This is a genomic window from Oxyplasma meridianum, from assembly GCF_038024865.1.
In the GTDB taxonomy this organism is placed as follows: domain Archaea; phylum Thermoplasmatota; class Thermoplasmata; order Thermoplasmatales; family Thermoplasmataceae; genus Oxyplasma; species Oxyplasma meridianum.
The window spans coordinates 141,133-167,070 of sequence record NZ_CP133772.1 but is presented as its reverse complement, the minus strand read 5'-3'; the positions used below and the strand labels follow the sequence as shown (position 1 = coordinate 167,070).

The window sequence follows — 25,938 nt, the reverse complement described above, 5'->3', positions numbered from 1 at the left end:
TATAAAATGATATAAAATTTTTTTGGCTATTTTATTTATTTGCATATTTAAAATAATAATGTTGAATGATTCATACATTTATTCTTTCTATAAAATTCGACACAAAACATTACATGCAGTGCATTCTGGCACTCGACCTGGACCTTGATCTCCTTAATTCTGCCAGGAAGTTCGATTTACAATGCCGAAAAAAGTCTTTTTCTCAAAAATGGATGTATAGATCTTAATGCTTATATTCCAGTTCAGAAGCCTCTTTCCAGAGAGATTGAAATTGTTATGCCTCACTACCCCACACTAAACTTGGGAATGCATATTCAGTCAATATTGGCAAAGACCAATGCAGGGATATTATAAAACCTCTAAATATTCTTTTTTTGAAATCAATGGTAATGGATGATGTTAATTTTTCCAGTAGCCTGCATAAGTTTATTATAGATTCCAAAGGTCTCAACTAAAAAATGTTTCTGGCTTCTTGCTTAAGACAAAAAGGCAGTTACATGGTTTTGTTCTCGAATATCTTGGAAAACTCTGTTCTCATTAAGATCCTTAAGCAGATTGACCTTTGCATCCCCTTATATTAAATATTTCTGGAAACAACATTTAATCCTTCTTGGATGGATAATGAAAACATTCCTCTTGGTACCACTTCATGGAAAAGGGTTAGAGTATCTGGAGGATGGAAAATAAGTGCATATATTATACATGGATGGCAGTTGAGATTGGCGGGGGAAGGGCAGATATGATTTCAGAAAAGATAGCACATTCAGTGTATTTTATGAGCCCTTTATCATTGAATTTCTTGCTAAAAAGATGTTGAAGATGCCCATAATGGCAATCATCTGATCCCTGAGATTTGAAAAATTTAGGCTGAGGATTGATATTATGCTTTTGGAAATTTGCTTTTCCATCTGCCTGGATATTGCTTCTGAATCTATTGAAAAGTTTCCTGATTTAAAAATAACAACAGCCTAATTTAGCAGTTTCTCATAAATAGACAAATTTACAAACCATGCCGCACAGGTTTAGTCTGTGATAAAGGTTTAATGAACAAAGTGGTTATGCTGAAAAATTATAGCACCATGGCAGGTAAACCATAAGAGTGAAAATGGGATTTCCAGTCATGGATAGAATTAGGAAAGTCCAGGTCGTGGTTTACACCATGATTAAAGAACCTCAATTTCTTGTACTCAGGAGAATACCCAGTAAAGGAAGTATCTGGCAGAATGTGACCGGTGCCATTGAGGATGGGGAAACACTGGAAAATGCTGCATACAGGGAACTTGAAGAGGAGACCGGAATAGGAAGGGATAAGATACTGGAATTCGGACAGCTTTTTTCCTTCGAATACAGAGATGCTAGAGATATGGAAGTTGAGGAGACAGTATTTTTCGCAAAAATAAAAGAAGGTACTCCTGTGGATATTACCAAAAATGTCTACCCTGAGCATGAAACCTTCAAGTGGTGTTCTGACAGAGAAGCTATAGAATTAATGAAGTGGAAAACAAACTCAAGGGCAATTGAAGCTGTAATGGAAAATCTAAAAAAATAATTTTCTGCAGTTTGGGAATTATAACTTCCCTCCTGCTTTAATGCACCAGGTTACTGTATTCTGACTATGGTGCCTTTTTCTTTGGCTTCCCTGATATCAACATATGTTTTGTATTTTCTGCCATTTCTTGAAAACACTATATCCAGATTTGATCCCAGTTGAGCACTAGACAACTTCTCTATGAGAGTTCTCATGTCGGTTATCTCTGCATCTCCCATTTTCGTTATTATATCTCCAGGCCTCAACCCAGCTTCATAAGCTGGGGACCACTGATCCACCCTGACCAGGAGAACACCTTTTTTTATTGAGGATCTATTCATCTTGTGATCACTTCTTCCAAGATCAACCCCAGATATTCCCAGCCACGGCCTTTTTACATACCCATCCGATATTATATCTCCCATTACCCTCTTTACCGTGTTTACCGGGATTGAAAATCCCATTCCCTGTGCAAATGGAATCATGGCTGTGTTCACCCCTATTACATTTCCATCTATATCTGCCAGTGGCCCACCGCTGTTCCCCGGATTTATGGCTGCATCTGTCTGTATTAGGCCTTCAAATATAAAATCCGCCCATGGCATTGGCCTGTTCTTTGCACCTATAACACCCATTGAAACTGTAGGTCCTCCGGGAAGTGCAAGGGCGTTTCCAACCGCAAAAACAAGCTGCCCTACTTTCAGGTTGTCGGAATCACCCATTTTTGCAGGTTTCAGCCCCTCTGCATCTATCTTAACCACTGCAATGTCCGTCTGCGGATCAGAACCAACTACCTCACCCTCAAAGCTTTCGCCGGAGTTTAATACAACCTCAACGTTCTCCGCACCTTCTATTACATGGTTATTGGTTATCACATAGCCATCTGTGGTTGCAATGAACCCGGAACCGGATCCTTTTGTGGGAGAAAGGCCATATCTAAGGTCCCTGCTGATCTTTAGGCTGTTGATGCTCACCACAGAGTCCTGAAGCGTCTCCACAGCATTTACAATACTTTCCTGAAGAACTTTCAATCCATCCATATATTCACTTCCTGCACCCTTTCTTCAAGGGGACATTATCCAAGATAACCTTTAAGTTAATATATTGGAAAGTTTTAAGGAATTGACCAGGTGAAGTTGAATTGACTCAGTTGAAATTGATGCACCTGCAGCCTCCTTTGAAGAATGTTGCAATGCTTGAAAAATATCGGGAGATCATGAGATCCTGGACCCTTCCGGTTATATATGCACTTGGGGAGAAAGATTACTCCGGATTCAATGAACTGAAAAAGAAAATAGGTGAAATAAATTCCACAACTCTATCACAGACCCTGGACATTATGGAAAAATATGGAATTGTTGAAAGAACAATAATACCTGATAAGCCGGTGAGGGTGAAATACTCCCTTACTTCCAGAGGGCTTGAATTCCACAGGATTATCATGGAATTCTGGGAGTTTATGGGGACCCATGCTGAGAGTTGATTCTTAGCACCATGGCAGGTGTGCAACGCTTGACAATTATTTACCAAGCCGTTAAATGATCCATTTAAGGATCTCTTCAGTCTTTCTTACCAGACCGATTCTTTTCAACACGAATTCTACCGAATCTTTGTGTGATTCCTCTGAAAGATCAGACATTGCATCCTCAGGGAATATTTGCTGGTATCCGTATTCATAAGCAAACCTTGCTGTGCTTTCCACCCCGTATTTTGTGGCTATTCCACAGAGAACTATTGTATCAATCTTCCTTCTCCTCAACTGCAGGTCAAGATCAGTTCCATAAAACGCTCCCCACTGTTTCTTTGTTATTATTATATCGTTCCTGGATCTTTCCAGTTCAGGGACGAATTCATGCCAGTCTTGGGGCATATCACCCCTCCTCATCTGTCCTGAATCATTCAGGGGATGGAGTGAGGTTTCAACATCGGAATAGACATGAACCAGAAAAACAGGCATGTTGCTTTCTCTGAATTTTTTAGCGAGTATGGCCGAGTTTTTTACAACCTCAGATGTGCTGTAGGGTTTTGTTGGCATAGATACTATTCCTTTCTGCAGATCTATTACAACAAGTGCAGTTTTTTTCCTGTCTAGAGTATTAGAATCCATGCATCCTCATTGGGTTTTTCTATTTATAATGTAAGGCTTCAGCAGACATGGAGAGTCTCTGGATCTATTGGATAAAAACTGAAAAAGATAATGATTATTATGGAATCAAAATTTTTGGAAATTCACAGTACGTATCGCCGGAACACTACTTCCGGGTAATGGATGCGTTACTGCATGTCTTATGGGATACATTGACATCAGTGAAAGGATGAGTAGAATTACACCACTGTTTGGATCTGTTCCCAAAGCTGTATATATCTGGCCAAACATTTCACCAGGAATCCATATGAAGATGGAAAGAGCTATGGATATGTATGAAAAGATATTCTTTCTATCCCTGAAAATGATGAAACCAATGCCGGTGCAAAGAAACAACCCTGCAATAAAAAAGTCAAAAAGAAGAGACTGAAACCCGGACATTTTTAAAAACCAGTTAACTGATAGACTCCATGTTACATTTCTGCTAATGAAATAGTATGGCTGCATCTGCAATATGAAACCCATTATGAACAGAAATCCAAGCGAATATCTTGCAATTTTCCTTGAATTTATTTCTGCTTTTTCGGCATCTCTCGATGGGTACAGAATGATTCCCACCAGAGCATAGAGGATTACTGCTCCCGGTGCACCAGTAAGAAGAGATGCCTGTCCTGTGAATAGTGATCCAAACCCCTCGCCTATCCACCATACGGCAACTGACCATATGACTGAGAATATGATCACCGCTTTCGTATACTTTCCAGTTATAAGCAGAAGCCCTATTGCTACCTGTATTGATCCAAAAATAATATCGAAACCTGTAACATTGATCAGGATAATTTTTCCTGCTAAATATATGGGGTATGCAATGTCCATAGGTTGATACCAGGTATTCGGCCATATCACTGAAGTGACGAAATTCTGTGTGAACATGAGGGGCTTGAACTGCATAAGGCCATCCAGAAGCCAGATTGAACCCAGTATTATGAGAAATTTTCTATTTCGTGATATCATGCTAACAACATTTCTTAAAAACATATTATTGATTAGGCTTAAAAATCAGGCGTTTATTTTATATACAAAAAAATCGCAAACATTTTATATTTTTATATTGACTGGTATTTAAAAATCATGCCACTGGACAATATATATATCAGATAAAACAATGTTAAATGTAATAAAAAGGTGCATCGATTTGAATAAAGAAGAATTCATGAAACAGATAAGAGATATGGATTGTGATAACCCATTTCAGTATCTCGGGCCCCATACAGCATCGGATGGGAAGGTAATTATCAGGGCGTATCTTCCAATTGCAAAAAGATCCTGGGTAATATTTTCAAACGATGGTACAAAGATTGAGATGAAGATGGAGAGGGATCGATTCTTCTTCCTTGAGACTTCTGATAAAAAGATGTCTGGAGGATACCGGATAGCCTACAGTGATGAAAGCGGATATGTGAACACTTCAGAAGACCCCTATGCATTTCAACCTTCATTGAGTGAATTTGATCTCTACCTTTTCAAAAAGGGTGAACTCTATAAAAGTTATGAAACAATGGGGTCTCATATTATCACTATAAATGGTGTGAAGGGGGTAAGATTCATAGTGTGGGCACCAAATGCCAGATCTGTTTCCGTTGTTGGTAACTTCAACCACTGGACACAGGGGATGCATCCAATGGCAAATGTGAGCCAATCCGGTCTCTGGGAGTTGTTTGTACCCGGACTGGGGGAAAATGAGCTTTACAAGTTCGCAATAAAATCGAAGATGGGAGGCGATGTGAGTGAAAGAACTGACCCTTATGCATTTTACACTGAGAAAAGGCCACGAACTGCATCCATAGTTACCAGTTTGGATCACAGCTGGAATGACCAAGGCTGGGTGGATGGTAGGGACAAGCAGTCATACCGTGAAATGCCTATGGCAATATATGAAGTACACCTTGGTTCGTGGAAAAGAGGGCCATACAACACGTTTCTGAACTACAGAGAAATAGCTGACCATCTTGTTGAGTACGTTAAGAAGATGGGATTTACCCATATAGAGATAATGCCCATAACTGAATATCCTCTTGACGAATCCTGGGGGTATCAAGTTGTGAACTATTATGCCCCCACATCGAGGTATGGGGATGTCCATGACTTCATGTACTTTATGGAAAAGTTTCATGAAAATGGGATTGGAGTTATTCTCGACTGGGTCCCAGCTCATTTCCCAGACGACAGATATGGTCTTTCCATGTACGACGGCACACACCTTTATGATCATGCGGACCCAAGGATGGGAAAACACCCGGACTGGGGGACAAGGATATTCAACTACGGAAGGAACGAGGTGAGAAACTTCCTGATCTCCAGTGCACTCTTCTGGATTGACAAATACCATGTTGACGGAATAAGGATTGATGCAGTTTCATCCATGCTCTACCTGGATTACTCACGGAAACCTGGAGAATGGATACCAAACAGATACGGAGGCCGCGAAAACCTGGAGGCAATAGCGTTTATCAGGGAACTGAATACTAAGATTCACGAATATTTTCCCGGAATAGTCTCAGTGGCAGAGGAATCAACCGCCTGGGGTGGAGTCACAAGCCCTGTTGAACTTGGCGGACTTGGATTCGACTACAAATGGAATATGGGCTGGATGCATGATACACTTGGATTTTTTTCCAGCGATCCAATATACAGAAAATTTGATCTTGGCAAACTGACCTTTTCCATGTGGTATGCATTCAGCGAGAAGTACATACTTCCCATATCTCATGACGAAATAGTGCACGGAAAGGGTTCTATATACCAGAAAATGCCTGGGGACAACTGGCAGAAACTTGCCAACATAAGGCTTCTGTTTTCATACATGTTTGCATTCCCAGGAAAAAAGATCATATTCATGGGAAATGAATTCGGGCAGATTGAGGAGTGGAATGCCCTTGACCAGCTGAAGTGGGATGAAGCACAACAGGATGAAAGGAAGAAAATAGTGAGGATGATAACCGATCTTGCTCATATATATGGCAAATACAGTGAAATGCACCAGCTGGACTGCAATCACAGAGGATTTGAATGGATTGACTTCAACGACTCAAATAATACAGTAATAAGCTTCATGAGGATGGATATCAGCAGAGACAAAGAGATTATAGCGGTGTTTAACATGACTCCTGTTCCAAGGAGCCATTATGTCATAGGTGTCAACAGAAAGGGCTTCTACAAGGAGATATTCAATTCGGATTCAGAACACTACGGAGGAAGCGGAGTGGGAAATTATGGGGGGGTGTATTCCAATGGAAATGGATCACATGGAAGGCCGGATTCCATAGAGATCACATTACCTCCACTTGGATCTGTTTTCTTCTTAAGGGAGGAATAGAACAATGGAAAGTGATGGAAGGATTGCCATAGAGAATGTATGGCCCCAGCTGGAATGCGGAAAATTCAGTGCAAAAGCCGTGGTGGGAGATAAATTCACGGTAAAGGCTGACATTTTCACTCATGGAACAGATCTCATCAGCGCCAATTTAAAATTCAGGCCTCAGGGGAGTGCCGTCTGGGAATCAATTCCCATGCAACTGGAAGATAATGACCGATGGTCAGGAAGATTTGAGATTCCGACAACAGGTTTTTATGAATACACAATTGAAGCCTGGGTTGACAAGTTTGCCACTCAGTCCAGAAACATTGCTTCATGGATTATGGGTGGGGAAAGTATTGATGCAGACCTGAAGGTGGCCATATCCATGCTGAAGGATATTGCAACGAGATGCGGAAGCAAGGATTCAGCATTCATAAGGAAGAAGATCGCAGCAATTGGAAGAAGCGACCCTGCAGACGTCCCCCATCTTCTTAACGACCCAGGATTGCTATCAATTGTCAGGCAGTATGGAGAAAAGAAAGATCTTACAACATTTTCCCCTGTGATGAGGGTGAGTGTTGACAGGGTAAAAGCAGGATTTTCAAGCTGGTATGAAATCTTCCCCAGATCCCAGGGGAATAAACCAGGTGTATCTGGTACATTCAGGGACTGCGAAAAAAAACTTGATTATATTTCGTCAATGGGATTTGACGTCCTCTACCTGACCCCAATACACCCCATAGGGATAACAGAAAGAAGGGGGAAAAATGGGGCAAGGAAAGCAATGCCTGGCGATCCGGGAAGCCCTTGGGCAATTGGTAACAGTTTCGGGGGGCATGATGCCATAAACCCTGATTTAGGAACAATGGATGACTTCATTCACCTGATAAATGTTGCTAAAAAGAAGGGGCTGGAGATTGCAATGGATCTTGCATTCCAGTGCTCACCAGACCACCCATACGTCAAGGATCACCCGGAATGGTTTTACCATAGACCTGATGGCACAATAAGATACGCAGAGAATCCTCCAAAGAAATACTATGACATATATCCTTTGAATTTCGATTCACCTGAAAAGGAGAATCTCTGGAAAGAACTGAAGCGCGTTATTCTTTTTTGGATAGAAAAGGGTGTAAAAATATTCAGGGTGGATAATCCCCACACCAAACCCCTTGATTTTTGGAAATGGATTTTGAATGAGGTGAAAAAAGATCATGATGATGTGATTTTTCTTGCCGAAGCCTTCACCCGGCCTAAATTAATGTATGAACTTTCAAAAATAGGATTCTCAATGTCCTATACTTATTTCACCTGGAGGAATTATGATTTTGAGATCCGGGAATACTTTTCGGAACTATCCTCCCCGGAATTGAAAAGCCATTTCCGTCCCATGATCTTCACAAACACACCAGACATCCTTCCTCCAATACTCCAGAAAGCGGGACGGCCAGCCTTCATGTTTAGATCAGTTCTTGCAGCAACTCTTTCTCCACTTTGGGGGATATACAGCGGCTTTGAGATCTGCGAGAACCAGGCTGTTCCTGGAACAGAGGAATACCTAAACTCTGAGAAATATGAGATCAGGAACAGAAACTTTGATGAACCGGGCAATATAAGAGAACTCATAACAAAGCTGAATGCAATAAGAAGATCTGAGAAAGCTCTCCAGTCCATTGGGAACGTTCAGTTTCACCAGAGCGACAATCCAAACATAATATTTTACACAAGGCAGTCAAATGATGGAAAAGAGGCTCTCATGGTTGCCGTGAATCTCAACCCTGACCAGGTCCATTCAGCCACGGTTAGGGTGCCTCTTTCACTTGTCGGTGCAGATGAATCAAAACCTTACAAGGTGAGAGACCTTCTGACAGGTGATCTTTACGTATGGAATGGAGAGTATAATTATGTGAGACTCATACCTGGAGAGAGACCTGCACACATACTGAAAGTGGAAAGGTGAGATGCATGGAAGACAATCCTTTGTGGTATAGAGATGCTGTTTTTTACGAAGTGCCTGTAAAATCGTTTTATGATTCAACAGGGGACGGTTTCGGTGATTTCAATGGCCTGAGGCTCAAGCTCCCCTATCTGCATGATTTGGGCGTAGATTGCCTCTGGCTCCTCCCATTTTACAAATCTCCAATGAAGGATGACGGATATGACATATCAGATTTCTATACCATTCAGCCTGATTACGGTACAATGGATGATTTCAAGGCATTCATAAAGGATGCCCATGACCTGGGAATAAGGGTCATAGCCGATCTTGTTCTCAACCATGTTTCTGATCAGAATGCATGGTTCATCGAGGCTAAGAAAAGCAGGAATTCTCCAAAAAGGGACTGGTTTGTATGGAGCGACACAGACCAGAAGTATAAGGATGCAAGGATCATATTCATAGATACTGAGCTTTCCAACTGGACATGGGAACCAACCTCCAAACAGTATTACTGGCACAGGTTTTACAGTCATCAGCCTGATTTAAACTATGATAATCCTGAAGTGCGGGAGGAGATAAAGAACGTGATCAGGTACTGGCTTAGCATAGGACTGGATGGGTTCAGATGCGATGCTGTCCCTTACCTCTATGAAAGAGAGGGGACCAGTTGCGAAAACCTTCCTGAGACACATGCCTACTTCAAGGAGATCAGGAAAATGATAAACGAGGAATTTCCCGGATGCATTCTTCTGGCTGAAGCAAACCAGTGGCCGACTGATGCAAAAGAATATTTTGGAAATGGAGATGAATTCCACATGGCGTTCAATTTCCCACTGATGCCAAGAATGTTTATTTCACTGGCCAAGGAAAACGGTTATCCCATCGTGAATATTATAAACCAGACACTTGACATTCCCGAAAACTGTGATTGGTGCATTTTCCTGAGGAATCATGACGAACTTACACTTGAAATGGTCACGGATGATGAGAGAGATACCATGTATCAAGAGTATGCCAAACTTCCCAAAATGCGACTTAATCTTGGTATAAGAAGAAGGCTTGCACCTCTGGTGGATAATGACCGCGCTACACTTGAACTTTTGAATGCCCTTATTTTTTCGCTTCCGGGAAGCCCCATTATATACTATGGAGATGAGATAGGTATGGGGGATAATATATACCTTGGAGACAGGAACGGGGTAAGGACCCCCATGCAGTGGTCACATGATCGTAATGCCGGATTTTCTATGGTGGATAGCGAGCAGCTTTACTCACCGGTAATAACAAACCCCAACTACAACTATGAAAGCATTAATGTGGAATCTGAATTGAGACTCAATTCATCACTTCTCAACTGGATGAAGAAAATGCTTCGGGTGAGGAAAAATTATTCAAAACTCCTGGGAAGAGGCAAGATCAGATTTATAGAACAGAAAAACAGAAGGGTGCTGGTATATGTCAGAGAATTTGAGGATCAGAGAATGCTATGCATATACAACCTCTCCAGAAGACCTACATATGTGGAACTGAACCTTCCTGAGTTCAAGGGCCTTAAACCATTGGAAGCCATAACAAAGGCTCCATTCCCCCGAATTGGAGATCTCCCCTATTTCTTTACACTTTCCCCCAGATCCTTCTTCTGGTTGAACCTTACAGTCCCGGATCAGGACGATGAGAGGGATTTTGATGATTGATCTTCACCCTGAAGATCTAGGCGGAGAAACCGGAGAAAAGCTTCTCAATTATATAAGAAACAGGAGATGGTTCGGACAGAAGTCCCTTGCACCTGAGAGTATTAAGGTTTTGGACATTGCAACACTGGATTCCCAAGATCTCATTTTTATACTTATCTTAGAAATAGGCTTTCACGAAGGGGGGAGTGCACTTTATTCTTTCCCGCTGGCTATTTCATTAAAGGAGGAGGAGGGCACAATAGCCTCAATTGATTTTAGAGGCTTGAGAATGTTTCTGTGTGATGCTTTCTTCCAGCCTGCTTATACAAAGGCCATGATTCTTGGCATAGCCGCAGAATCTGAGATAAAAGGGATGGCGGGGACAGTGAAGTTCTCAAAAACCGGGTTCTTCAGAATGCCGGCATTCCAGGAATTTGAAACAGTAAAATCTGAACAGAGCAACAGTTCCTCCATAGTGGACAGAGGGATTATCGTAAAGAACTACAGATATCTTCAGAGCGGTGAAAATCCAGATCTGGAGATGGCCTTGGCACTGAGGGTGAGATCAGGGTTCAGCAACGTACCCATGCCAATGGGGTATGCTGTGTATGAAGGGAAGGGGATGAGATTATACCTGGCCGGTTGTTCAGAGTTCCTGGATGGATCAGTAGATGCGTGGTCATACTATACTGGGAAATTCATATCACTTGCAGAAAAACCGGAGACATTTCCATTATTGAAATGTGATATTGTCAGACTTGGAGAAGAACTTGGAGGAATCACTGGCAGCATGCACAGATCACTCTCACATATAGAGGAGGGGGCATTCAGGCCGGAACCAGTGCAGTTAAGTGATCTGCATGATATTGTAACTGGATCTCTCAGTTATATAAGGGAGTGTTTTGAACTCCTCAAGCCATATATTGAAAAAAATGAAAAATATACGGAAAGATTTTTAAAAATAGTCGGAAAAATCCATTTGAATGCATTGGGTGAAAGAATGCTTTCCGGATTGGCCCTATCAGGAATGAAAAAGATCAGGGTGCATGGAGATTACCATCTTGGCCAGATACTCATATGGAGGGATTCATTCTACATCATAGATTTTGAGGGGGAGCCCGTGAGATCAATGGAGGAGAGAAGGAAAAAGCAGTCCCCAATGAAGGATCTTGCCGGCATAATCAGATCCATGGACTACTTGGTATCCTATATTATTTTGAAGACAGGAAACAAAAGGCTGGCTAAAGATAAGGAAATATTGCTGAGGAAGGTGAGGGAGACCTTGATTGATTCTTATAGGAAAGCGTTCACAGGATGCCCTGAAATTTTTTCTGATGACAGTGAAAAATTCAATGAACTTTTAGACTTATACATACTGGAAAAAGCATCATATGAACTGCTGTATGAGATCAATAACAGGCCTGCCTGGATAGAAATACCACTGATCCCGGTTATGGACATTCTTGAGAGTTCCACCGCCACCGGGGAAGATCATAAGGGATCTGCGTGACCTACTGGCAATAAGATCATAATAACCGGTATATCGTAAACTATATCATAGGCATTGGTTATACTCCCCCATGCTGAAAATAAAGTCAGGGAGTGCCAATATACAGGGTGCCACAGTTGAAGAGAGCGGCACAAATTTTGCATTATTTTCTGAAAACGGTACTGCAGTAGATCTTGAGATATACAGCCATAGGGACGATGGAGACCCAAAAGAGATCATAAAACTGAAGGAGAGAGATGGATTTGTATGGCATGCGTTTGTTTCAGGCATTGGACCTGGAACGCTCTATGGTTACAGGGTGGATGGACCGTATAAACCCCAAGAGGGACACAGATTTAACAGGAACAAGCTACTCATTGACCCATATGCAAAGGGAATCTCCAATCCTGTGCATTGGAATAATGATATTTTCGCTTACAATTTTGGTGATCCTGACGCGGATCTATCATTCAACGCCAATGATGATGCAAAGTATGTCCCTAAATCGGTTGTTATGAATGATAACTTTGACTGGAAGGGGGTCAGAAACCCCGGTTTTCCATGGAACAAAACTGTCATTTACGAGACACATGTGAAGGGCTTCACAGTGGCCAGGGAGGACATTGGCGAGAATATCAGAGGCACCTACCTTGGACTCTCCTCTCCAAAAATGGTACAGTATCTGAAGGATCTGGGGATAACTGCTGTAGAATTGATGCCTGTACACCATAAAATAGATTCAGATTACCTGATAAATAAAGGGCTTTCCAACTACTGGGGCTATAATACAATTGGGTACTTGGCACCTGATATAAGGTATGCTTCCAGCGATGTTCCAGGGGAACAGATAAACGAATTCAAAAACATGGTAAAGACGCTTCATGAGAACAGTATAGAGGTGATTCTTGATGTTGTCTATAACCACACAGGTGAAGGCAATCACCTTGGACCCACCCTATCCTTCAAGGGCATAGACAATGCCATTTACTACAGGCTTGATCCAAATAACCCCAGATATTACTATGATGTTACCGGCACTGGAAACAGCCTTGACGCAGGACATCCTCAGGTGTTGAAGCTCATAATGGACAGCCTGAGATACTGGGTAACGGAGATGCACGTGGATGGTTTCAGGTTTGATCTAGCAGCAGCTCTTGCCAGGCAGCTTTACGATGTGGACAGGCTTTCGGCATTCTTCGATATAATCTACCAGGATCCTGTGATATCCAGAGTGAAGCTCATCGCAGAGCCATGGGATATAGGTCCAGGAGGGTACCAGGTTGGAGGGTTTCCAACCCTGTGGGCTGAATGGAATGGCAAATACAGGGATTCCATCAGGAAGTTCTGGAAGGAGAGAGGAAACATGATTGGTGAGTTTGCAACCAGAATCTCCGGTTCACCTGATCTCTATGAGAGCAACGGAAGAAAGCCGCATTCAAGCATAAACTACATAACATCCCATGATGGGTTTACAATGTATGATCTTGTTTCCTACAGTTCAAAACACAATGAGGCAAACGGAGAGGACAACAAAGATGGAACGGATGACAACATCAGTGAGAACTTCGGCGTTGAGGGGGATACTGAAGACCCTAATATCCTCAGAATGAGGGAGAAACGTATTAGAAGTCTTTTCATAACGCTGCTTACCAGCCAGGGATCACCCATGATACTGGGCGGAGATGAAATAATGCGCACTCAGAAGGGAAACAACAACGCCTACTGCCAGGATAATGAGATAAGCTGGTACAACTGGAAACTTGACCAGAATAAAATTGATCTGTACAACTTTGTGAAAAACCTGATTGAAATTAAGATGAAGTTCCATGTGCTGAGAAGAAAGAATTTTTTTCAAGGGGAGGTTATGCCTGGCACTGACACAAAGGATGTCACATGGGTAAAGAATGATGGAGTTGAAATGGGTATGGATGACTGGAACTCCGGCAAGGTAAGGGGATTGGGAGTTGTTCTCTCATCTGCCGGAATAGAGGAAGCAGGCAACGGAGATGATATTTCCAACAATAACCTGATGCTTCTATTCAATCCCACTGATACAGATATGGAGTTCACCATCCCTGAAAAGTGGGAAAAAACAGATATGATCATCGATTCCATCCCTGAACATAAGGGCATTTTTCCTCTGCGGATAAACTCACATAAAGTAAAAATGGAGGGGGGTTCTGCAGCCATTCTTATGGAATCTTCCGATTAATGGTGGTATTTGGTTATGAACGCAGAGTAGGGTTGCATTATTATTGTTCCTCCTGCACTTTTTTCTGGAGAAGATTCATCAGTATTGCAATCTTCGGTAGTGAAGATAATAGAATTGTCACTGTTGAGATCAAAATTTTCCTCTTTTGATGAGAATGACATCACAACCCTTACATGTGTGTCAGCATAGTCAAGAACAATGAGATGCCTGTTTTCATCAGACCAGACTTCCGGCCTATGCCCCTGGATGTATTTTTTCCTTATTGAGATAAGATTTCTGTAATGGGCCAGAAATCTCTTTCCTGTTCTCTCCTCTGACCTTTCATGATTGACTTTGGATGAGATGAATGTTTCAATGTGGGAGGGATCTGGGATATTCTCTCCCCAACCGAATTGGGAGAATTCATCCCTTCTTCCCTGGAAAACCTTTTCAGCAAATTCTCTCTCCTCCGATTCCATGAAAAAAAGGAATGGGTTTGCTGAACCGAACTCCTCACCCATGAAGATCATAGGTGTAAAGGGGGAGGCAAGGACTGCCACAGCGAACAGGAGGGCTTTCCTCTCCCCCATTATTGCAATGGGCCTCTCTCCAAATGCTCTGTTTCCAACCTGATCATGATTCTGGGTAAAAACCACCAACCTCTCCATGGGGAGACCGGCATATCTGGAACCCCTTGTTTTCCCAAGAAATTCTGAGTAGACGCCGTCGTAAACAAAGCCGTTTTTATATGCATGGACTATCTGATCAAAATTTCCGTAATCCATATAGTAGCCTGATCTCTCCCCTGAAAGAAAGCAGTGAAGGGCATGGTGAAAATCGTCGTTCCACTGCCCATTGAACCCATAACCGCAATTATTCCTTTCCCTCACAGTTTCAGGATCGTTTCTGTCTGTTTCAGCGATGATTCTTATATTTCTGCCAAGTTTATTCTCCAAATACCTTGAAAGATCAGTGATCTCCTTCAATATGTTCAAAGGTGAACTGTCGTAAATTGAGTGAATCGCGTCCAACCTGAGGCCATCCATCCTGAATTCCTCAATCCAGTACCTGACATTTTGCAACACGAATGATCTCACCTCATCGGAACCCCTGCCGTCAAAATTGATGGCATCTCCCCATGGGTTATGGTAAGTGGAACTGAAATAGTATCCGAGAATGGGAAATATATTTCCCATTGGGCCCAGATGGTTGTAGACTACATCTAGAATTACATTCAGCCCCTTTCCGTGACATTCATCCACAAGATTCTTGAGATCTTCCGGAGATCCGTATGAATATGATGGTGAAAATGGAAAAACCCCATCATAGCCCCAATTCCTCGACCCATAGAACTGGGCAAGCGGCATTAGTTCTATGGTATTTATTCCTGTATCAACAATATGGTGGATGTAACGGGAAAGATCACTGTATTTCCCCCCTTCTGTGTAAGTTCCAACATGGATCTCCTGTATCACCGATTCTTTCATTATATATGTTTCCCACCTATTATTTTTCCATTTGAAACTGCCTGTGTCCACCATCATTGATGGTGAATCAATACCCTGGGGCTGGAAACGTGACGCCGGATCGGGAATCTCCTTACCTGATTTCGTTATTATTATGTATCTGTCACCATTTTTGCCATCTGTGACTGCGGAGAAATAACCTTTCTCCTTTCTCTGCATGTTTATGGTTTCACCTGAGGATATATTCTTCATCCTAAGATCCTTCTGAAGGGGGGCCCATACATTGATCTCCACTTCTCCTTTTTCCATGAACCTTGCTCCATGCATTATTTCAAATCTTTTTTCAAACAGAGGATTCAGCCTCCCTCATCAAAACTGAAAATGGGAACTGGGAAAACATCTCTCCAACTTTCAGGGAAGTGCCGTGATATATATTCCCTGTGAAGATATCCCTGTAAAACCCGGAATATCCATCAGGAATATTTATTGCTGTATCTCCCCATCTATCCATTCCGGTGGGCATATCATCATCTGCCTTTTCTTCATATTCAAGCATAACTGTTACTATAATTACACTGCTACCTTTTTTTCTGCAGTAACTCAATATTTCAATTTCACAGGGGCCGGTGGTTTCCACCTCCTGGTAATCCCCTGAGAGAAAAATATCAGGATTGTTTTTCCTGAGGTTGAGAATTATATAATTTATGAAAATCTTTAATGTTCCGTTTTTCCAGCTTTTCTTAATCCCGCTATAATCTCCCTGCAGGTACATCCCCACTGCCTTTTCAAGCATATACTCAGAGTGTTTATAATCAACGTTACCACGATTATCAGGATCGGTGAAGTTCAGATTCATAGCCTCCGAACCCTGGTATATGTCTGGTATGCCGGGGGCAGTAAGTTTAATTATATTCTCAGAGATGGATATAAGCATCCCCATAAACTGAGCTTTCCCATAGAACGCTTTGAATGAATTTCTGAAGCCTTCACTGCCCATGATCCCATTTATAAACCTTGAAAGGTGATCCTCGTACACTTCATCCGGACTGTTCCAGTCCGAAATGGTTCCGGCTTCCCTAACCATTTTTACCATCTGCCCATGGATTCTATTTCTAAATCCAGTTTCTTCCATCCACCTATCTGGATCTTCAGCAAGCAAAATCTGGTATAGATAATACTCATGGTTTTTTGTTGGATATTCTTTTTTTCCATCCACTGTTTTATAATTCAGGTTGATTCCATGCCACTTTTCAACCATTTCTACCCATGTATCTACCATATGTGAGATGGATGCGATCCTTGCCCTGATATCCTCCCCCAACTTTGTGTCATGGGTGGATAGGGTATTCATAGCCATTGGCCAATGGGTTGATCTCATTTTCATGAATCTGTGGAATGATTTTCTAGAGATTGAAAACTTTTCAGGCATGCATCCAACCTCGTTCAGGGAAATCAGCATATTATACTGGAAAAATAACCTGTCCTCAATAGATTTTGCAATTGTTGCCGGTATGAACTGCTGAAGTTTCTGAAAACAGTATAATGCTTTTCCCTCAATAAGATGAGAATCCAACATCCTGTTCATGCTTTCCTGAACAACTCTCAGCCCTGACCTCTTTCCAGCCAGATTTATTGCATTGCGCATTATACTGATATCCTTCATATTTTTTGAACCGGCTGTGAGATATGTTCGGTATGTGGTGAATGATGAAAGCAACTCTTCCATGAATTCACGTGTTTGGCTATATGTAATATCCTGGCCATAAATCTTATCCTTAAAAAAATCAAAGAAAATATAGGAGAGAAAATCGGCTTCATGTGAGAAACTTTTTTTTATATATGATTTCTTGTTTTCATATGCCATTATCCTTGCTGATTTTTTAACACCGGAAAATAGAGTGTAAAACTCCTTCAGTTTTTTATACCCCTTGTTTTCAACAAAGAGATAGGTGCAGTAATAGAGAAAATCATAGCCTGTGGTTCCATTTGTTTTCCATGATTCTCTTAGATTCTCACTGCCTGTGAGAATCTTCTCCACCCATACAGGCGCATTTTCTGTTCCTCTGGCAAACCTGAGAAGGAAATTTTCAGGGCTAAAGAGACCGTCTATATGATCCAGCCTGAAGCCGTCTATTATTCCATTTCGAAAAAGGCTGATCAATTTCTGTATTGTTACACCGCTATACTTTGTGTTTTCAGTGCGTATTGCAATGAGACTGTTAACGGAAAAGAACCTTCTGTAGTTTGTCCCTTCAATCCCAGATTTCCAGTACCTGACCCTGAAAATCTGTTTGGAAAGAAATGAATGAATCATTTCAGGATCAGAGTTTATTTTTTTGATGGCCTCACCCGTTATTTTTCCATCCGTCACAGATTTTAGCATTTTTAAACTATTTTCTGACATTGGAAATTCCTGATCATAAATTTTAATGGATGGATTCTCCGGGTTAACTATGCATATATTGCCCGATTTTATAACCTCCTCATATGGATAACCCAGTATGAACAGATCAATCCTGTTATGGAATTCCGGTGTGTTCATGAAATCAAATAGATTCCAGTAAAATGATTTTTTACCATATTTAAAAACGTCCTTCAGATAGATGTTTTCAGAATTCATGGCCATGTGGTTTGGCACCGTGTCCTGAATCCACTTGATTCCATTACTGTGAACCATGCCTGTTATGTCCAACAGACCTTCCTCTCCCCCAAGATCTGCATTTACCTCACGGAAATCTGTCACATCATAGCCATGGGTGCTTCCCTTAGTACTCTTAAGAATTGGTGATGAATATATTGCGTCAACGCCAAGTTTCTTCAGGAATGGAATTACTGGCTTTAGATCCTGGAAATTGAAACCCTTCCAGAACTGGATGCGGTACATTGATGTTATTTCCGAATTTTCTGACATCATATGTAAATGAGGTATTGCTTAAATAGTTCACTGGAAATATTGCCCATAATGTTTTTGATAACATTTTTATACATGCAGAATAAAAAATCATGCCGGCATGATAACAGTAAAATCTTTAACCTTAATGTCACTGACCTAACATGGTCAGATATCTCCCAATCGGTAACGGGAGAATGCTTATAAATTTCGACGCGGATATGAATCTCATGGATTTTTATTTCTCCAGGAATCAGGGGGAGAACCATGCAGGCCATCCTTTCAAATTTGGTCTGGCGGTTAATGACCATTTCACCTGGTCAGATAAAATGGGAATTCATGATATGGATTACCTGGATCATACAATGGTAGGCACCTGGAAGTTTTCCCACCATGGAGTGGATTTTGAAACCTTCAATTTTGTTGACATATATGAGAATCTCTACGCCAGAAGAATTACTGCATACAACACAACGAAAGAACCAGTTGATATAAAATTCTACTTTAACCAGAATTTCAATATTTATGGGAACGATATAGGCGACACTGCCGTATACATGCCTAAAATGAATGGGGTTCTCCATTACAAAGGCAGAAGATATTTCCTGGCTTCAACACTGGACAGCCTGGGAAATAGAATGGATCAGTATGCAATAGGGATAAAGGACTTTATGGGACTGGAGGGGAGCTGGAAGGACGCCGAGGATCTGGAGCTTTCAGGAAACTCCGTGGCAATGGGGTCAGTTGATTCCGTTATAAGGCACAGAGTTAAGCTTGAACCTGCCATGGGAATCAATGTGTCATATTTCATATCAGCAAATATGTCTCTTGATGAGACTGTGGCTAACTCAGCTTTAATAACATTTGATAATCTCAGGAGGGATGAGATAAGAACATCCAACTACTGGAAGCTTTGGGCCGTTAAGAAGCCCATAAACCTGGAATTAAAACTTTCATCAATGTTCAGAAAGTCCCTGTTTATAATTCGAAGCCATATGAGCGATAAGGGGGGCATTGTTGCCTCAAGTGACAGCGAAACCATCAAGGCCAATAAAGACGGTTATTATTATGTGTGGCCAAGAGACGCTGCTATTGCAGCATATTCACTCATAAGATCAGACCATTCCGGACCTGCAAGAAGGTTCTTTGATTACGCCAAGAATCTTGTATCTGAGGAAGGTTACTTCTTCCATAAGTATAGCCCCGATGGTGAAATTGCCAGCAGCTGGCTTCCCCAGATCTATAGAGGAAAATCCATTCTTCCCATACAGCAGGATGAAACGGCCCTTATGCTATGGGCCATATGGAAGCATTACGAAAAAATCAATGATATAGAGTACATGGCTGAATTTTACGAGACAGTAGTTAAAAAATGCTCAGAGTTCATCATGTCCTTTCGTGATGAGAATGGCCTTCCAAAAGAATCCTTTGATCTCTGGGAGGAGAGGTACGGTGTACACACATTCACCATAGCAACATCATTTGCAGCCCTAATCTCAGCATCAAAGTTTGCCAAAAGATTCGGAGATATTGATCTTGCAGCAAGATATGAAGAAGCTGCAAGGAAAATGAAAGCATCTTTTGAGGAGAAGTTCTACAGCCCTGAAAAAGGATTTTACGCGCGGGCCATTATAAATGGAGTGCCTGATTTTACCGTGGACAGCGCCATAATGTCCCTTTATCTTTTTGGAATGGAATCTGTCCATGATGAGAGAATGATATCTTCCATGAAAATTCTTCTTGATCGGTTGTGGGTGAAAACTGTTGGAGGAATTGCCAGATATGAGAAGGATATTTACCAGAGAGTGAGAGATGACAGTTCAATTCCCGGTAACCCATGGATAATTACCACCCTCTGGGCAGCTGAATACTTTTTGATTTCCGGTGATGTTTTAAAAGCCAGACCCTATATTGACTGGGTCGTGGACCACAGCCAGCATTCAGGAATTCTGCCTGAACAGGTAAACCCCTATAACGGCCAGCCTCTTTCTGTTTCTCCTCTTGTATGGAGTCATGCCCAGTTCATAATAACAATGCTTGATTATGAGAAGGCACTGAGTGCAGTACAGGATAAAATGTTACACGAATCAGCTGGAATTCCAAATCGATCCTGAGAATGATGAGCAATCAGCTTATTTTAAACAGAAATGATTATCCTCCAGTATCTGTTTCAAAAACCCTTTTTTTCCAATCAAACTTACCTTAATGCATATGACCTTTTTAATCTGGTTTTCCCTCCCTTCAAGTCTTATAATGAAATAAGGTATACATACCATCATTATTACGCCTGAGACTTTTAGGTTACAAATTAGGTTACAAAGTTTGTTATAATATAAAGTCATTAATATTGTTCAAATTCCTAAAAAGAGACAGTAATGAAATATTTTTCAAAAATCTTTATGCGATTTGAATATTCGTCCGGAACCTTGTCAATATTGGTTTTGGTAGAAAGTGGCAGTTTTGATCAATGCATACCATAAGCGATGATGTGTTGGCAACTTCAACCGTATTAACTAAAAATACAAAATTAAAATTATGCCAGCTATTGCACTTATTATTAGGTAAAAAGGTTTGTAAAATCTGTCTATTTTGTTATTTTTTCTTAAAATTCATTGTAACTTGACATTGAAAACAGAACTCTGTGTGTTTCATTTAATTCCATTAGATCTACATGTTCTGTGGCTATGATTCCTACAACCACAACCATTATAATCATATTCTGATGAGGCACATTAAATAATTATGGCCTCTTTACAAAAAAACTCACCATATTTGAAGCAGATCAACTTTGAGAAAATAGCTTAGAATGCCCTGGATTACCAGGAACTTGAGAATAGGGGTAATGCAACCATGATCGAGATGAAAGGGACCTGAAATGATGAAGCAAATCATACGAGGTAAGAAGCCACTACTGGGAATAATTTTGTAAAGTATCAACCAGATTGGAAATAACTACTGATCCAATGTCTGCAAATTCCAGCAGAAGTTTCCTTTTTTCTTACTAGATTCACTTCTTTATCTCTCAATTCTCTTAAAACCTTGTTATTTTCATCCATTTTTTAAATCATTTACAGATTACTGTTAATTGGGCTTTCATCCTGTTTTTACTTTTCTTCATAAATACTGGATGAGAATAAATTAAAGGATGGTTTAACAGTGAATTTCTAAAATTCCAGAAAATAAAATAAATAAGTATCCCGCCAAAAATAAGAGCGGGTAGTGAGAAGAGGACTGTTGTATTTAGTCTCTTCATTTATACTACCTTTTTATACCAGATATTCCGTTGGCAACCATATTCTCCAGATATGAGATGGAGAAGGGAGAGACATATATGTACTCTACCTGACTGCCCGTTCCATGTATATCACTCTGAATGTTACTTATGGTGCTAGAGATACCTGTTGATACTGTTCTGTTTGCGGTTGTATTTGCCCACGGCGGTAAATATCCTCCAAAGGGATGACCTGCATAACCCAAGTACCCCAATCCAAGACTATTGGCCGCCTGCCAGTCTGTATAAGTTGTAGAGAGAACTCCTTTTATTGCCTTATAAAGGGTGAATGACGCAGACAGATAGTTACTATTTGACCCTCCAGATGAGAAGCTTTCGGAAAATGCAGTTAAGGCTGATTCAAATGTAGCAGTAGGACCATCAAACATTCCAGCCTGGAGCTGATAAACCCAATCATTAGATGGAGTTTTCTTTGCTTGCTGGTAACTGTACCACTGAGCCGGAGTGTTAAAGTAATTAGTTGTTATGTTATCATAGAAAGTCACAGCTTTCCATTTTGTAAATATTTTTTGCCCTGCGAAAGACGCAAAGTATTTGGCAAATGCGAGACCATTGATCTGTGACTTACCAGTTGGCACAGCAACGGAATCGGATATCATCTCGAAATATTTTCCTGTTCCAGGAAAACTATTCGACATAAGAGTTATGTTTTTCCAAGAGGTGTATGGATCTATAGCTGGATAGTTAGTAACATTAAGATAGTCGTATGCGTAATTTGTTTCCCAATTTCCATTATCCTGAAAAGCAACTTTCCCTTGGGTTACTAGGGGTATTCCCTGAGTCCAGGTGAGTGACTGTTCTCCTGAGTAACTGTCATTTTCGAATACTGAAAAGTAATTGTTTGTAATATTGATATCATTCATGAGAGCGGGCGACATTAAACCGTATGTAAATTCATCATACAGTTGATTACCAGCCACAGCCAATAGTATATCTCCCCATAAAACTATCTGATCAAAACCCCCATCAGCGCCTGGTATAACCCATGCCGTTTGGCCTGATTTCATCAAATATTGCATATATATGCTATTGAGGTGGATACATTGTTTTTATAATCGAATAGTTGACAATCTTAATAAATAAACCAAAGATCAGTAAAAGTGAATGTTGCAGATGGATCATATCATTTCATTGCCTCAAGCCTTTTTTTTAGATTTGTCTCACAGGATGTGCAGCATACATAGTAAAGACTGTTTCCATCCCTGATCTTTAAAGGATCAGAGTTGATCTTTCTGCCACAGAAGTCGCATTTTATCCCTTCAATATTTAATGATCCAGTATTTCTTTTTCTGCCTGTGCTAATATGAATTCGCTTCACTTTAATTCCCTCCAGTTTGAATGAATCACTGAAAGGTACGGTAATTATGTGGGTTCCGTCAAGAAGCCGAAAATCATCAATGATTATGTCCTGGTCAATGCCTTCAATGCTTTCCAGTTCCACCACCAGAAGAGGGTCATTCTCCTGTCCGGTCTCAATAGTGAAGCTTTTAATTATCCCCCTTTTTATGAGAGATGCAAGCATTCTCTTTGCCGTAATCCTGCTTACTCCCAGTGTACTTACCATCTCAGTTATTGGAGTTCTGGCATTTATTTTCAGCATCTTTAGCATTTTATATTCTTTTTCACCTAAATCTATGCTCATATGAATACATATCCACAGTTTTCTTTATCAGTATGTTTAATTAAGTTATAAATATACATCTTCAATAACATATCATGAAGAAAAATATTGATCCAGTTTGTGGAATGGTGGGCAAGAACGACATAAAAGCAGAATATAATGGAAAAACCTATTATTTCTGTGCAGAGGGCTGCAGAGAACAGTTTCTGAAAAATCCACTGAAATATACAAGATGATCATATATGCCCACTGATCCCGTCTGCGGAATGTTCGTACCTGACACAACAGATCTTGTGCAGGAAAAAGATGGGGTAAAATACTATTTCTGCTCAACCACGTGCCTGGAAACTTTTAAGTCACCAGAGGTTGAGATCTCAAAGCTGAAAATGAAGCTTGCAGTGGCATGGTCGCTTTCAATACCTATTTTACTGATTACCTATTTGACCGGGCATTTTACCTTGAAGGATTATCTTCTCTTTGCACTTGCAACACCAGTACAGGCCTATTCGGGAAGAGGATTCTATTATGGCGCCTGGAACTCCATAAAACAGAGAACCAGCAATATGGATCTTCTTGTAGCGCTTGGAACCACAACTGCATATATTTTTTCCGTTGCAGTGACTTTCGCAAGGCCCTCAATCATACCTATGGGATCAGTTTATTTTGACGCTTCCTCCTTCATAATAACACTGATCTTGACCGGAAGTTATGTGGAAACACTGACAAAAACCAAAGCAAATTCTGCGGCAACTAAGCTTCTCTCAGTGATTCCCTCCACTGTTCATATCCTTAGAGATGATGGTACCATCGCCAATGAGGGGATAGAGGCACTTAAGAAGGGGGACAAGGTTGTTGTAAAACCTGGAGAAAATATACCTGTAGATGGGACTGTTTCATCAGGCAGCAGTGAAGTGGACGAGTCCATGATCACCGGTGAGCAGATGCCGGTTTTAAAGAAAACAGGCGACTCAGTAACATCTGGAACATTGAATCTTAATGGTGCGTTGACGGTGAATGTTGAAAAGACAGGATGGGATTCCACAGTGAGAAGGATATATTCCCTTATTCAGATGGCTGCCTCCGGACGGACAAAGGTGCAGAAAGCAGCAGATACTTTCGCTCTCTGGTTTGTTCCTGTGGTTCTTTCAACTGCAATAGCATCTTCACTTTTCTGGTTCATTTATCTTATTTATTCCGGAAGCACGCTTTCCTCCTTTGTACCTGTACTGGTGTTTGTTTCAGTGGTGGTTATTGCCTGCCCATGTGCAATCGGCCTTGCCGGTCCCATAACACTTCTTATTTCATCCAACATATCATTTTCAAATGGGATGATCATTAAGAATCCAAACGCACTGGACCGGATCTCAAAAGTATCAAGAGTAATACTGGACAAAACCGGAACCCTTACCGAAAGGAATCCAGCAATCCAAGGGGTAAGTTCTTCCTCCGGTTTCACAAATGAGGATGTGATAAGATATTCCTCTGCACTTGAGGCGTTTTCCAACCATCCCATAGGAAACGCTATTAACGCCTATGCAGCAAGCCATGGGATAGATGTTCCGGATGCACACAATGTAGTGGAAACGGCTGGTATGGGCATAACTGGAATCGTTTCTGGAAAGAATATTGAGATAACAAGGTCAAAGGAAGCTGGCGGGTCGGATGTAATGGTGAAAGTTGATGGCAGATTAGCTGGAACCATCAGACTTAATTATGAACTCAAAGCTGATGCAGTGGAACTTGTTAAAACACTCAATGATGCAGGGATTAAAGTAAGTATGATCACAGGAGATAAAAAAGAGGAAGCCGATAGGCTCGGTGGTTTGGTTGGCATAACTGATATACATTCTGATGCCCATCCGGAAGATAAAGCAAATATTGTTTCTGAGTACCAAAAATCCGGCGATTATGTAATGTATGTAGGAGATGGCATAAATGACAGCATAGCTCTTGAAACAGCCGATGTGGGTATGGCAATGGGAAGCGGATCTGACATTGCAATGGAAAGTGGTGATATAATTCTGTTAAACGATGATCTAATGAATATAAGATCATGCTTAATCATAGGAAAGATGACCATTAGAAAGATCAAACAGAATATAGTATGGGCTATAGGATACAATTCTATCCTAATACCTGTAGCGGCAGGCATCCTCGTGCCACTTACCGGGCTGGGCATTTACTCATTCCTCCCAATCCTTTCGGCACTTGCAATGGGGTTTAGTTCCACTTCTGTAGTGTTGAATTCACTTCTTCTAAGGAGAAATATTGGTGGGAAACTAAAAAATCTAATAAATCCATCTGGGAAAATTACCTTGTCTGGAAATCGACTGGCACATTAGGAAAATACAAGTTTTGTATCACTTAATAAGAAAAAAATAAAATACCATGGGTTTGTATCTATT

General features: G+C 41.0%; 18 protein-coding genes and 1 pseudogene. 12 read left to right on the top strand and 7 right to left on the bottom strand.

Annotated elements, in window-relative coordinates; translation table 11 throughout:
• Positions 1 to 436: 436 nt before the first annotated feature.
• From OXIME_RS00820 to OXIME_RS00810, 3 genes and pseudogenes are all read left to right on the top strand, one after another.
• Positions 437 to 541: pseudogene (locus OXIME_RS00820) on the top strand (hypothetical protein); the annotation flags it as partial.
• A 73-nt stretch (positions 542 to 614) separates the two neighbouring features.
• Entirely contained in the window at positions 615 to 743 is a 129-nt protein-coding gene (locus tag OXIME_RS00815) for a hypothetical protein (RefSeq protein ID WP_393971597.1), read from the top strand.
• Positions 744 to 1,120: 377 nt separating this feature from the next.
• The gene (locus tag OXIME_RS00810) at positions 1,121 to 1,549 is read left to right on the top strand and encodes an NUDIX pyrophosphatase (protein ID WP_393971596.1); all 429 of its coding nucleotides are present in this window, start codon (positions 1,121 to 1,123) and stop codon (positions 1,547 to 1,549) included.
• 50 nt (positions 1,550 to 1,599) lie between these two features.
• On the opposite strand, the gene OXIME_RS00805 is transcribed toward OXIME_RS00810, so the two are convergent.
• Positions 1,600 to 2,568, bottom strand: coding sequence for a S1C family serine protease (locus OXIME_RS00805; RefSeq protein ID WP_393971595.1), 969 nt, complete (start codon positions 2,566 to 2,568; stop codon positions 1,600 to 1,602).
• A gap of 101 nt (positions 2,569 to 2,669) precedes the next feature.
• Between OXIME_RS00805 and OXIME_RS00800 the strand changes: the two genes are divergently transcribed.
• Positions 2,670 to 3,011: a winged helix-turn-helix transcriptional regulator gene (locus tag OXIME_RS00800; protein WP_393971594.1), complete on the top strand. Its 342-nt coding sequence runs from the start codon at positions 2,670 to 2,672 to the stop codon at positions 3,009 to 3,011.
• A 51-nt stretch (positions 3,012 to 3,062) separates the two neighbouring features.
• On the opposite strand, the gene OXIME_RS00795 is transcribed toward OXIME_RS00800, so the two are convergent.
• Together OXIME_RS00795 and OXIME_RS00790 are read right to left on the bottom strand one after the other, a co-directional pair.
• Positions 3,063 to 3,635: a hydrolase gene (locus tag OXIME_RS00795; protein WP_393971593.1), complete on the bottom strand. Its 573-nt coding sequence runs from the start codon at positions 3,633 to 3,635 to the stop codon at positions 3,063 to 3,065.
• A 105-nt stretch (positions 3,636 to 3,740) separates the two neighbouring features.
• Positions 3,741 to 4,628 (bottom strand): hypothetical protein, encoded by an 888-nt coding sequence (locus OXIME_RS00790; protein WP_393971592.1) that lies wholly within the window; start codon positions 4,626 to 4,628, stop codon positions 3,741 to 3,743.
• Positions 4,629 to 4,809: 181 nt separating this feature from the next.
• On the opposite strand from OXIME_RS00790, the gene glgB reads away from it, so the two are divergent.
• The 5 genes from glgB to glgX all read left to right on the top strand — a co-directional run bounded on the left by glgB (position 4,810) and on the right by glgX (position 14,285).
• Positions 4,810 to 6,990, top strand: a complete 2,181-nt coding sequence (glgB, locus tag OXIME_RS00785) for a 1,4-alpha-glucan branching protein GlgB (protein WP_393971591.1) — start codon at positions 4,810 to 4,812, stop codon at positions 6,988 to 6,990.
• A gap of 4 nt (positions 6,991 to 6,994) precedes the next feature.
• Positions 6,995 to 8,932 carry a maltotransferase domain-containing protein gene (locus tag OXIME_RS00780; RefSeq protein WP_393971590.1) on the top strand — a complete coding sequence of 646 codons (1,938 nt, stop codon included), beginning with the start codon at positions 6,995 to 6,997 and terminating at the stop codon, positions 8,930 to 8,932.
• Positions 8,933 to 8,937: 5 nt separating this feature from the next.
• Positions 8,938 to 10,605: a maltose alpha-D-glucosyltransferase gene (gene treS / locus OXIME_RS00775; protein ID WP_393971589.1), complete on the top strand. Its 1,668-nt coding sequence runs from the start codon at positions 8,938 to 8,940 to the stop codon at positions 10,603 to 10,605.
• On the top strand, positions 10,598 to 12,094 hold the full coding sequence (locus OXIME_RS00770; RefSeq protein ID WP_393971588.1) for a hypothetical protein: 1,497 nt from the start codon (positions 10,598 to 10,600) through the stop codon (positions 12,092 to 12,094). The genes treS and OXIME_RS00770 overlap by 8 nt, the downstream gene beginning before the upstream one ends.
• Positions 12,095 to 12,164: 70 nt before the next feature.
• The gene (glgX, locus tag OXIME_RS00765; RefSeq protein WP_393971587.1) at positions 12,165 to 14,285 is read left to right on the top strand and encodes a glycogen debranching protein GlgX; all 2,121 of its coding nucleotides are present in this window, start codon (positions 12,165 to 12,167) and stop codon (positions 14,283 to 14,285) included.
• On the opposite strand, the gene treZ is transcribed toward glgX, so the two are convergent.
• Together treZ and treY are read right to left on the bottom strand one after the other, a co-directional pair.
• A complete protein-coding gene (gene treZ / locus OXIME_RS00760; protein ID WP_393971586.1) occupies positions 14,282 to 16,039 on the bottom strand; it encodes a malto-oligosyltrehalose trehalohydrolase in 1,758 nt (585 codons plus the stop codon). The two genes, glgX and treZ, sit on opposite strands and share 4 nt — an antisense overlap.
• A 34-nt stretch (positions 16,040 to 16,073) precedes the next feature.
• Positions 16,074 to 18,641, bottom strand: coding sequence for a malto-oligosyltrehalose synthase (treY, locus tag OXIME_RS00755; protein ID WP_393971585.1), 2,568 nt, complete (start codon positions 18,639 to 18,641; stop codon positions 16,074 to 16,076).
• A gap of 143 nt (positions 18,642 to 18,784) precedes the next feature.
• Between treY and OXIME_RS00750 the strand changes: the two genes are divergently transcribed.
• Positions 18,785 to 20,734 carry a glycoside hydrolase family 15 protein gene (locus OXIME_RS00750; RefSeq protein ID WP_393971584.1) on the top strand — a complete coding sequence of 650 codons (1,950 nt, stop codon included), beginning with the start codon at positions 18,785 to 18,787 and terminating at the stop codon, positions 20,732 to 20,734.
• 1,144 nt (positions 20,735 to 21,878) lie between these two features.
• Here OXIME_RS00750 and OXIME_RS00745 read toward each other — a convergent pair.
• Both OXIME_RS00745 and OXIME_RS00740 read right to left on the bottom strand, forming a co-directional pair.
• Positions 21,879 to 22,919 carry a hypothetical protein gene (locus OXIME_RS00745; RefSeq protein WP_393971583.1) on the bottom strand — a complete coding sequence of 347 codons (1,041 nt, stop codon included), beginning with the start codon at positions 22,917 to 22,919 and terminating at the stop codon, positions 21,879 to 21,881.
• Between the two features lie 116 nt (positions 22,920 to 23,035).
• On the bottom strand, positions 23,036 to 23,554 hold the full coding sequence (locus OXIME_RS00740; RefSeq protein ID WP_393971582.1) for a TRASH domain-containing protein: 519 nt from the start codon (positions 23,552 to 23,554) through the stop codon (positions 23,036 to 23,038).
• Between the two features lie 74 nt (positions 23,555 to 23,628).
• Here OXIME_RS00740 and OXIME_RS00735 point away from each other — a divergent pair, with 74 nt between their 5' ends.
• Both OXIME_RS00735 and OXIME_RS00730 read left to right on the top strand, forming a co-directional pair.
• Positions 23,629 to 23,769 (top strand): YHS domain-containing protein, encoded by a 141-nt coding sequence (locus tag OXIME_RS00735; protein ID WP_393971581.1) that lies wholly within the window; start codon positions 23,629 to 23,631, stop codon positions 23,767 to 23,769.
• Between the two features lie 6 nt (positions 23,770 to 23,775).
• A complete protein-coding gene (locus OXIME_RS00730; protein ID WP_393971580.1) occupies positions 23,776 to 25,875 on the top strand; it encodes a heavy metal translocating P-type ATPase in 2,100 nt (699 codons plus the stop codon).
• Positions 25,876 to 25,938: the final 63 nt, after the last annotated feature.

Bases quoted from the DNA above. Each gene is read 5' to 3' on its own strand.
- OXIME_RS00740 (WP_393971582.1), bottom strand. From the start codon at position 23,554: ATGAGCATAGATTTAGGTGAAAAAGAATATAAAATGCTAAAGATGCTG.
- OXIME_RS00805 (WP_393971595.1), bottom strand. From the start codon at position 2,568: ATGGATGGATTGAAAGTTCTTCAGGAAAGTATTGTAAATGCTGTGGAG.
- OXIME_RS00795 (WP_393971593.1), bottom strand. From the start codon at position 3,635: ATGGATTCTAATACTCTAGACAGGAAAAAAACTGCACTTGTTGTAATA.
- OXIME_RS00770 (WP_393971588.1), top strand. From the start codon at position 10,598: ATGATTGATCTTCACCCTGAAGATCTAGGCGGAGAAACCGGAGAAAAG.
- treY (WP_393971585.1), bottom strand. From the start codon at position 18,641: ATGTCAGAAAATTCGGAAATAACATCAATGTACCGCATCCAGTTCTGG.
- OXIME_RS00745 (WP_393971583.1), bottom strand. From the start codon at position 22,919: ATGAAATCAGGCCAAACGGCATGGGTTATACCAGGCGCTGATGGGGGT.
- treZ (WP_393971586.1), bottom strand. From the start codon at position 16,039: ATGGAAAAAGGAGAAGTGGAGATCAATGTATGGGCCCCCCTTCAGAAG.
- OXIME_RS00790 (WP_393971592.1), bottom strand. From the start codon at position 4,628: ATGATATCACGAAATAGAAAATTTCTCATAATACTGGGTTCAATCTGG.
- OXIME_RS00735 (WP_393971581.1), top strand. From the start codon at position 23,629: ATGAAGAAAAATATTGATCCAGTTTGTGGAATGGTGGGCAAGAACGAC.
- OXIME_RS00780 (WP_393971590.1), top strand. From the start codon at position 6,995: ATGGAAAGTGATGGAAGGATTGCCATAGAGAATGTATGGCCCCAGCTG.
- OXIME_RS00810 (WP_393971596.1), top strand. From the start codon at position 1,121: ATGGATAGAATTAGGAAAGTCCAGGTCGTGGTTTACACCATGATTAAA.
- OXIME_RS00750 (WP_393971584.1), top strand. From the start codon at position 18,785: ATGGTCAGATATCTCCCAATCGGTAACGGGAGAATGCTTATAAATTTC.
- glgX (WP_393971587.1), top strand. From the start codon at position 12,165: ATGCTGAAAATAAAGTCAGGGAGTGCCAATATACAGGGTGCCACAGTT.
- OXIME_RS00815 (WP_393971597.1), top strand. From the start codon at position 615: ATGGATAATGAAAACATTCCTCTTGGTACCACTTCATGGAAAAGGGTT.
- treS (WP_393971589.1), top strand. From the start codon at position 8,938: ATGGAAGACAATCCTTTGTGGTATAGAGATGCTGTTTTTTACGAAGTG.
- OXIME_RS00730 (WP_393971580.1), top strand. From the start codon at position 23,776: ATGCCCACTGATCCCGTCTGCGGAATGTTCGTACCTGACACAACAGAT.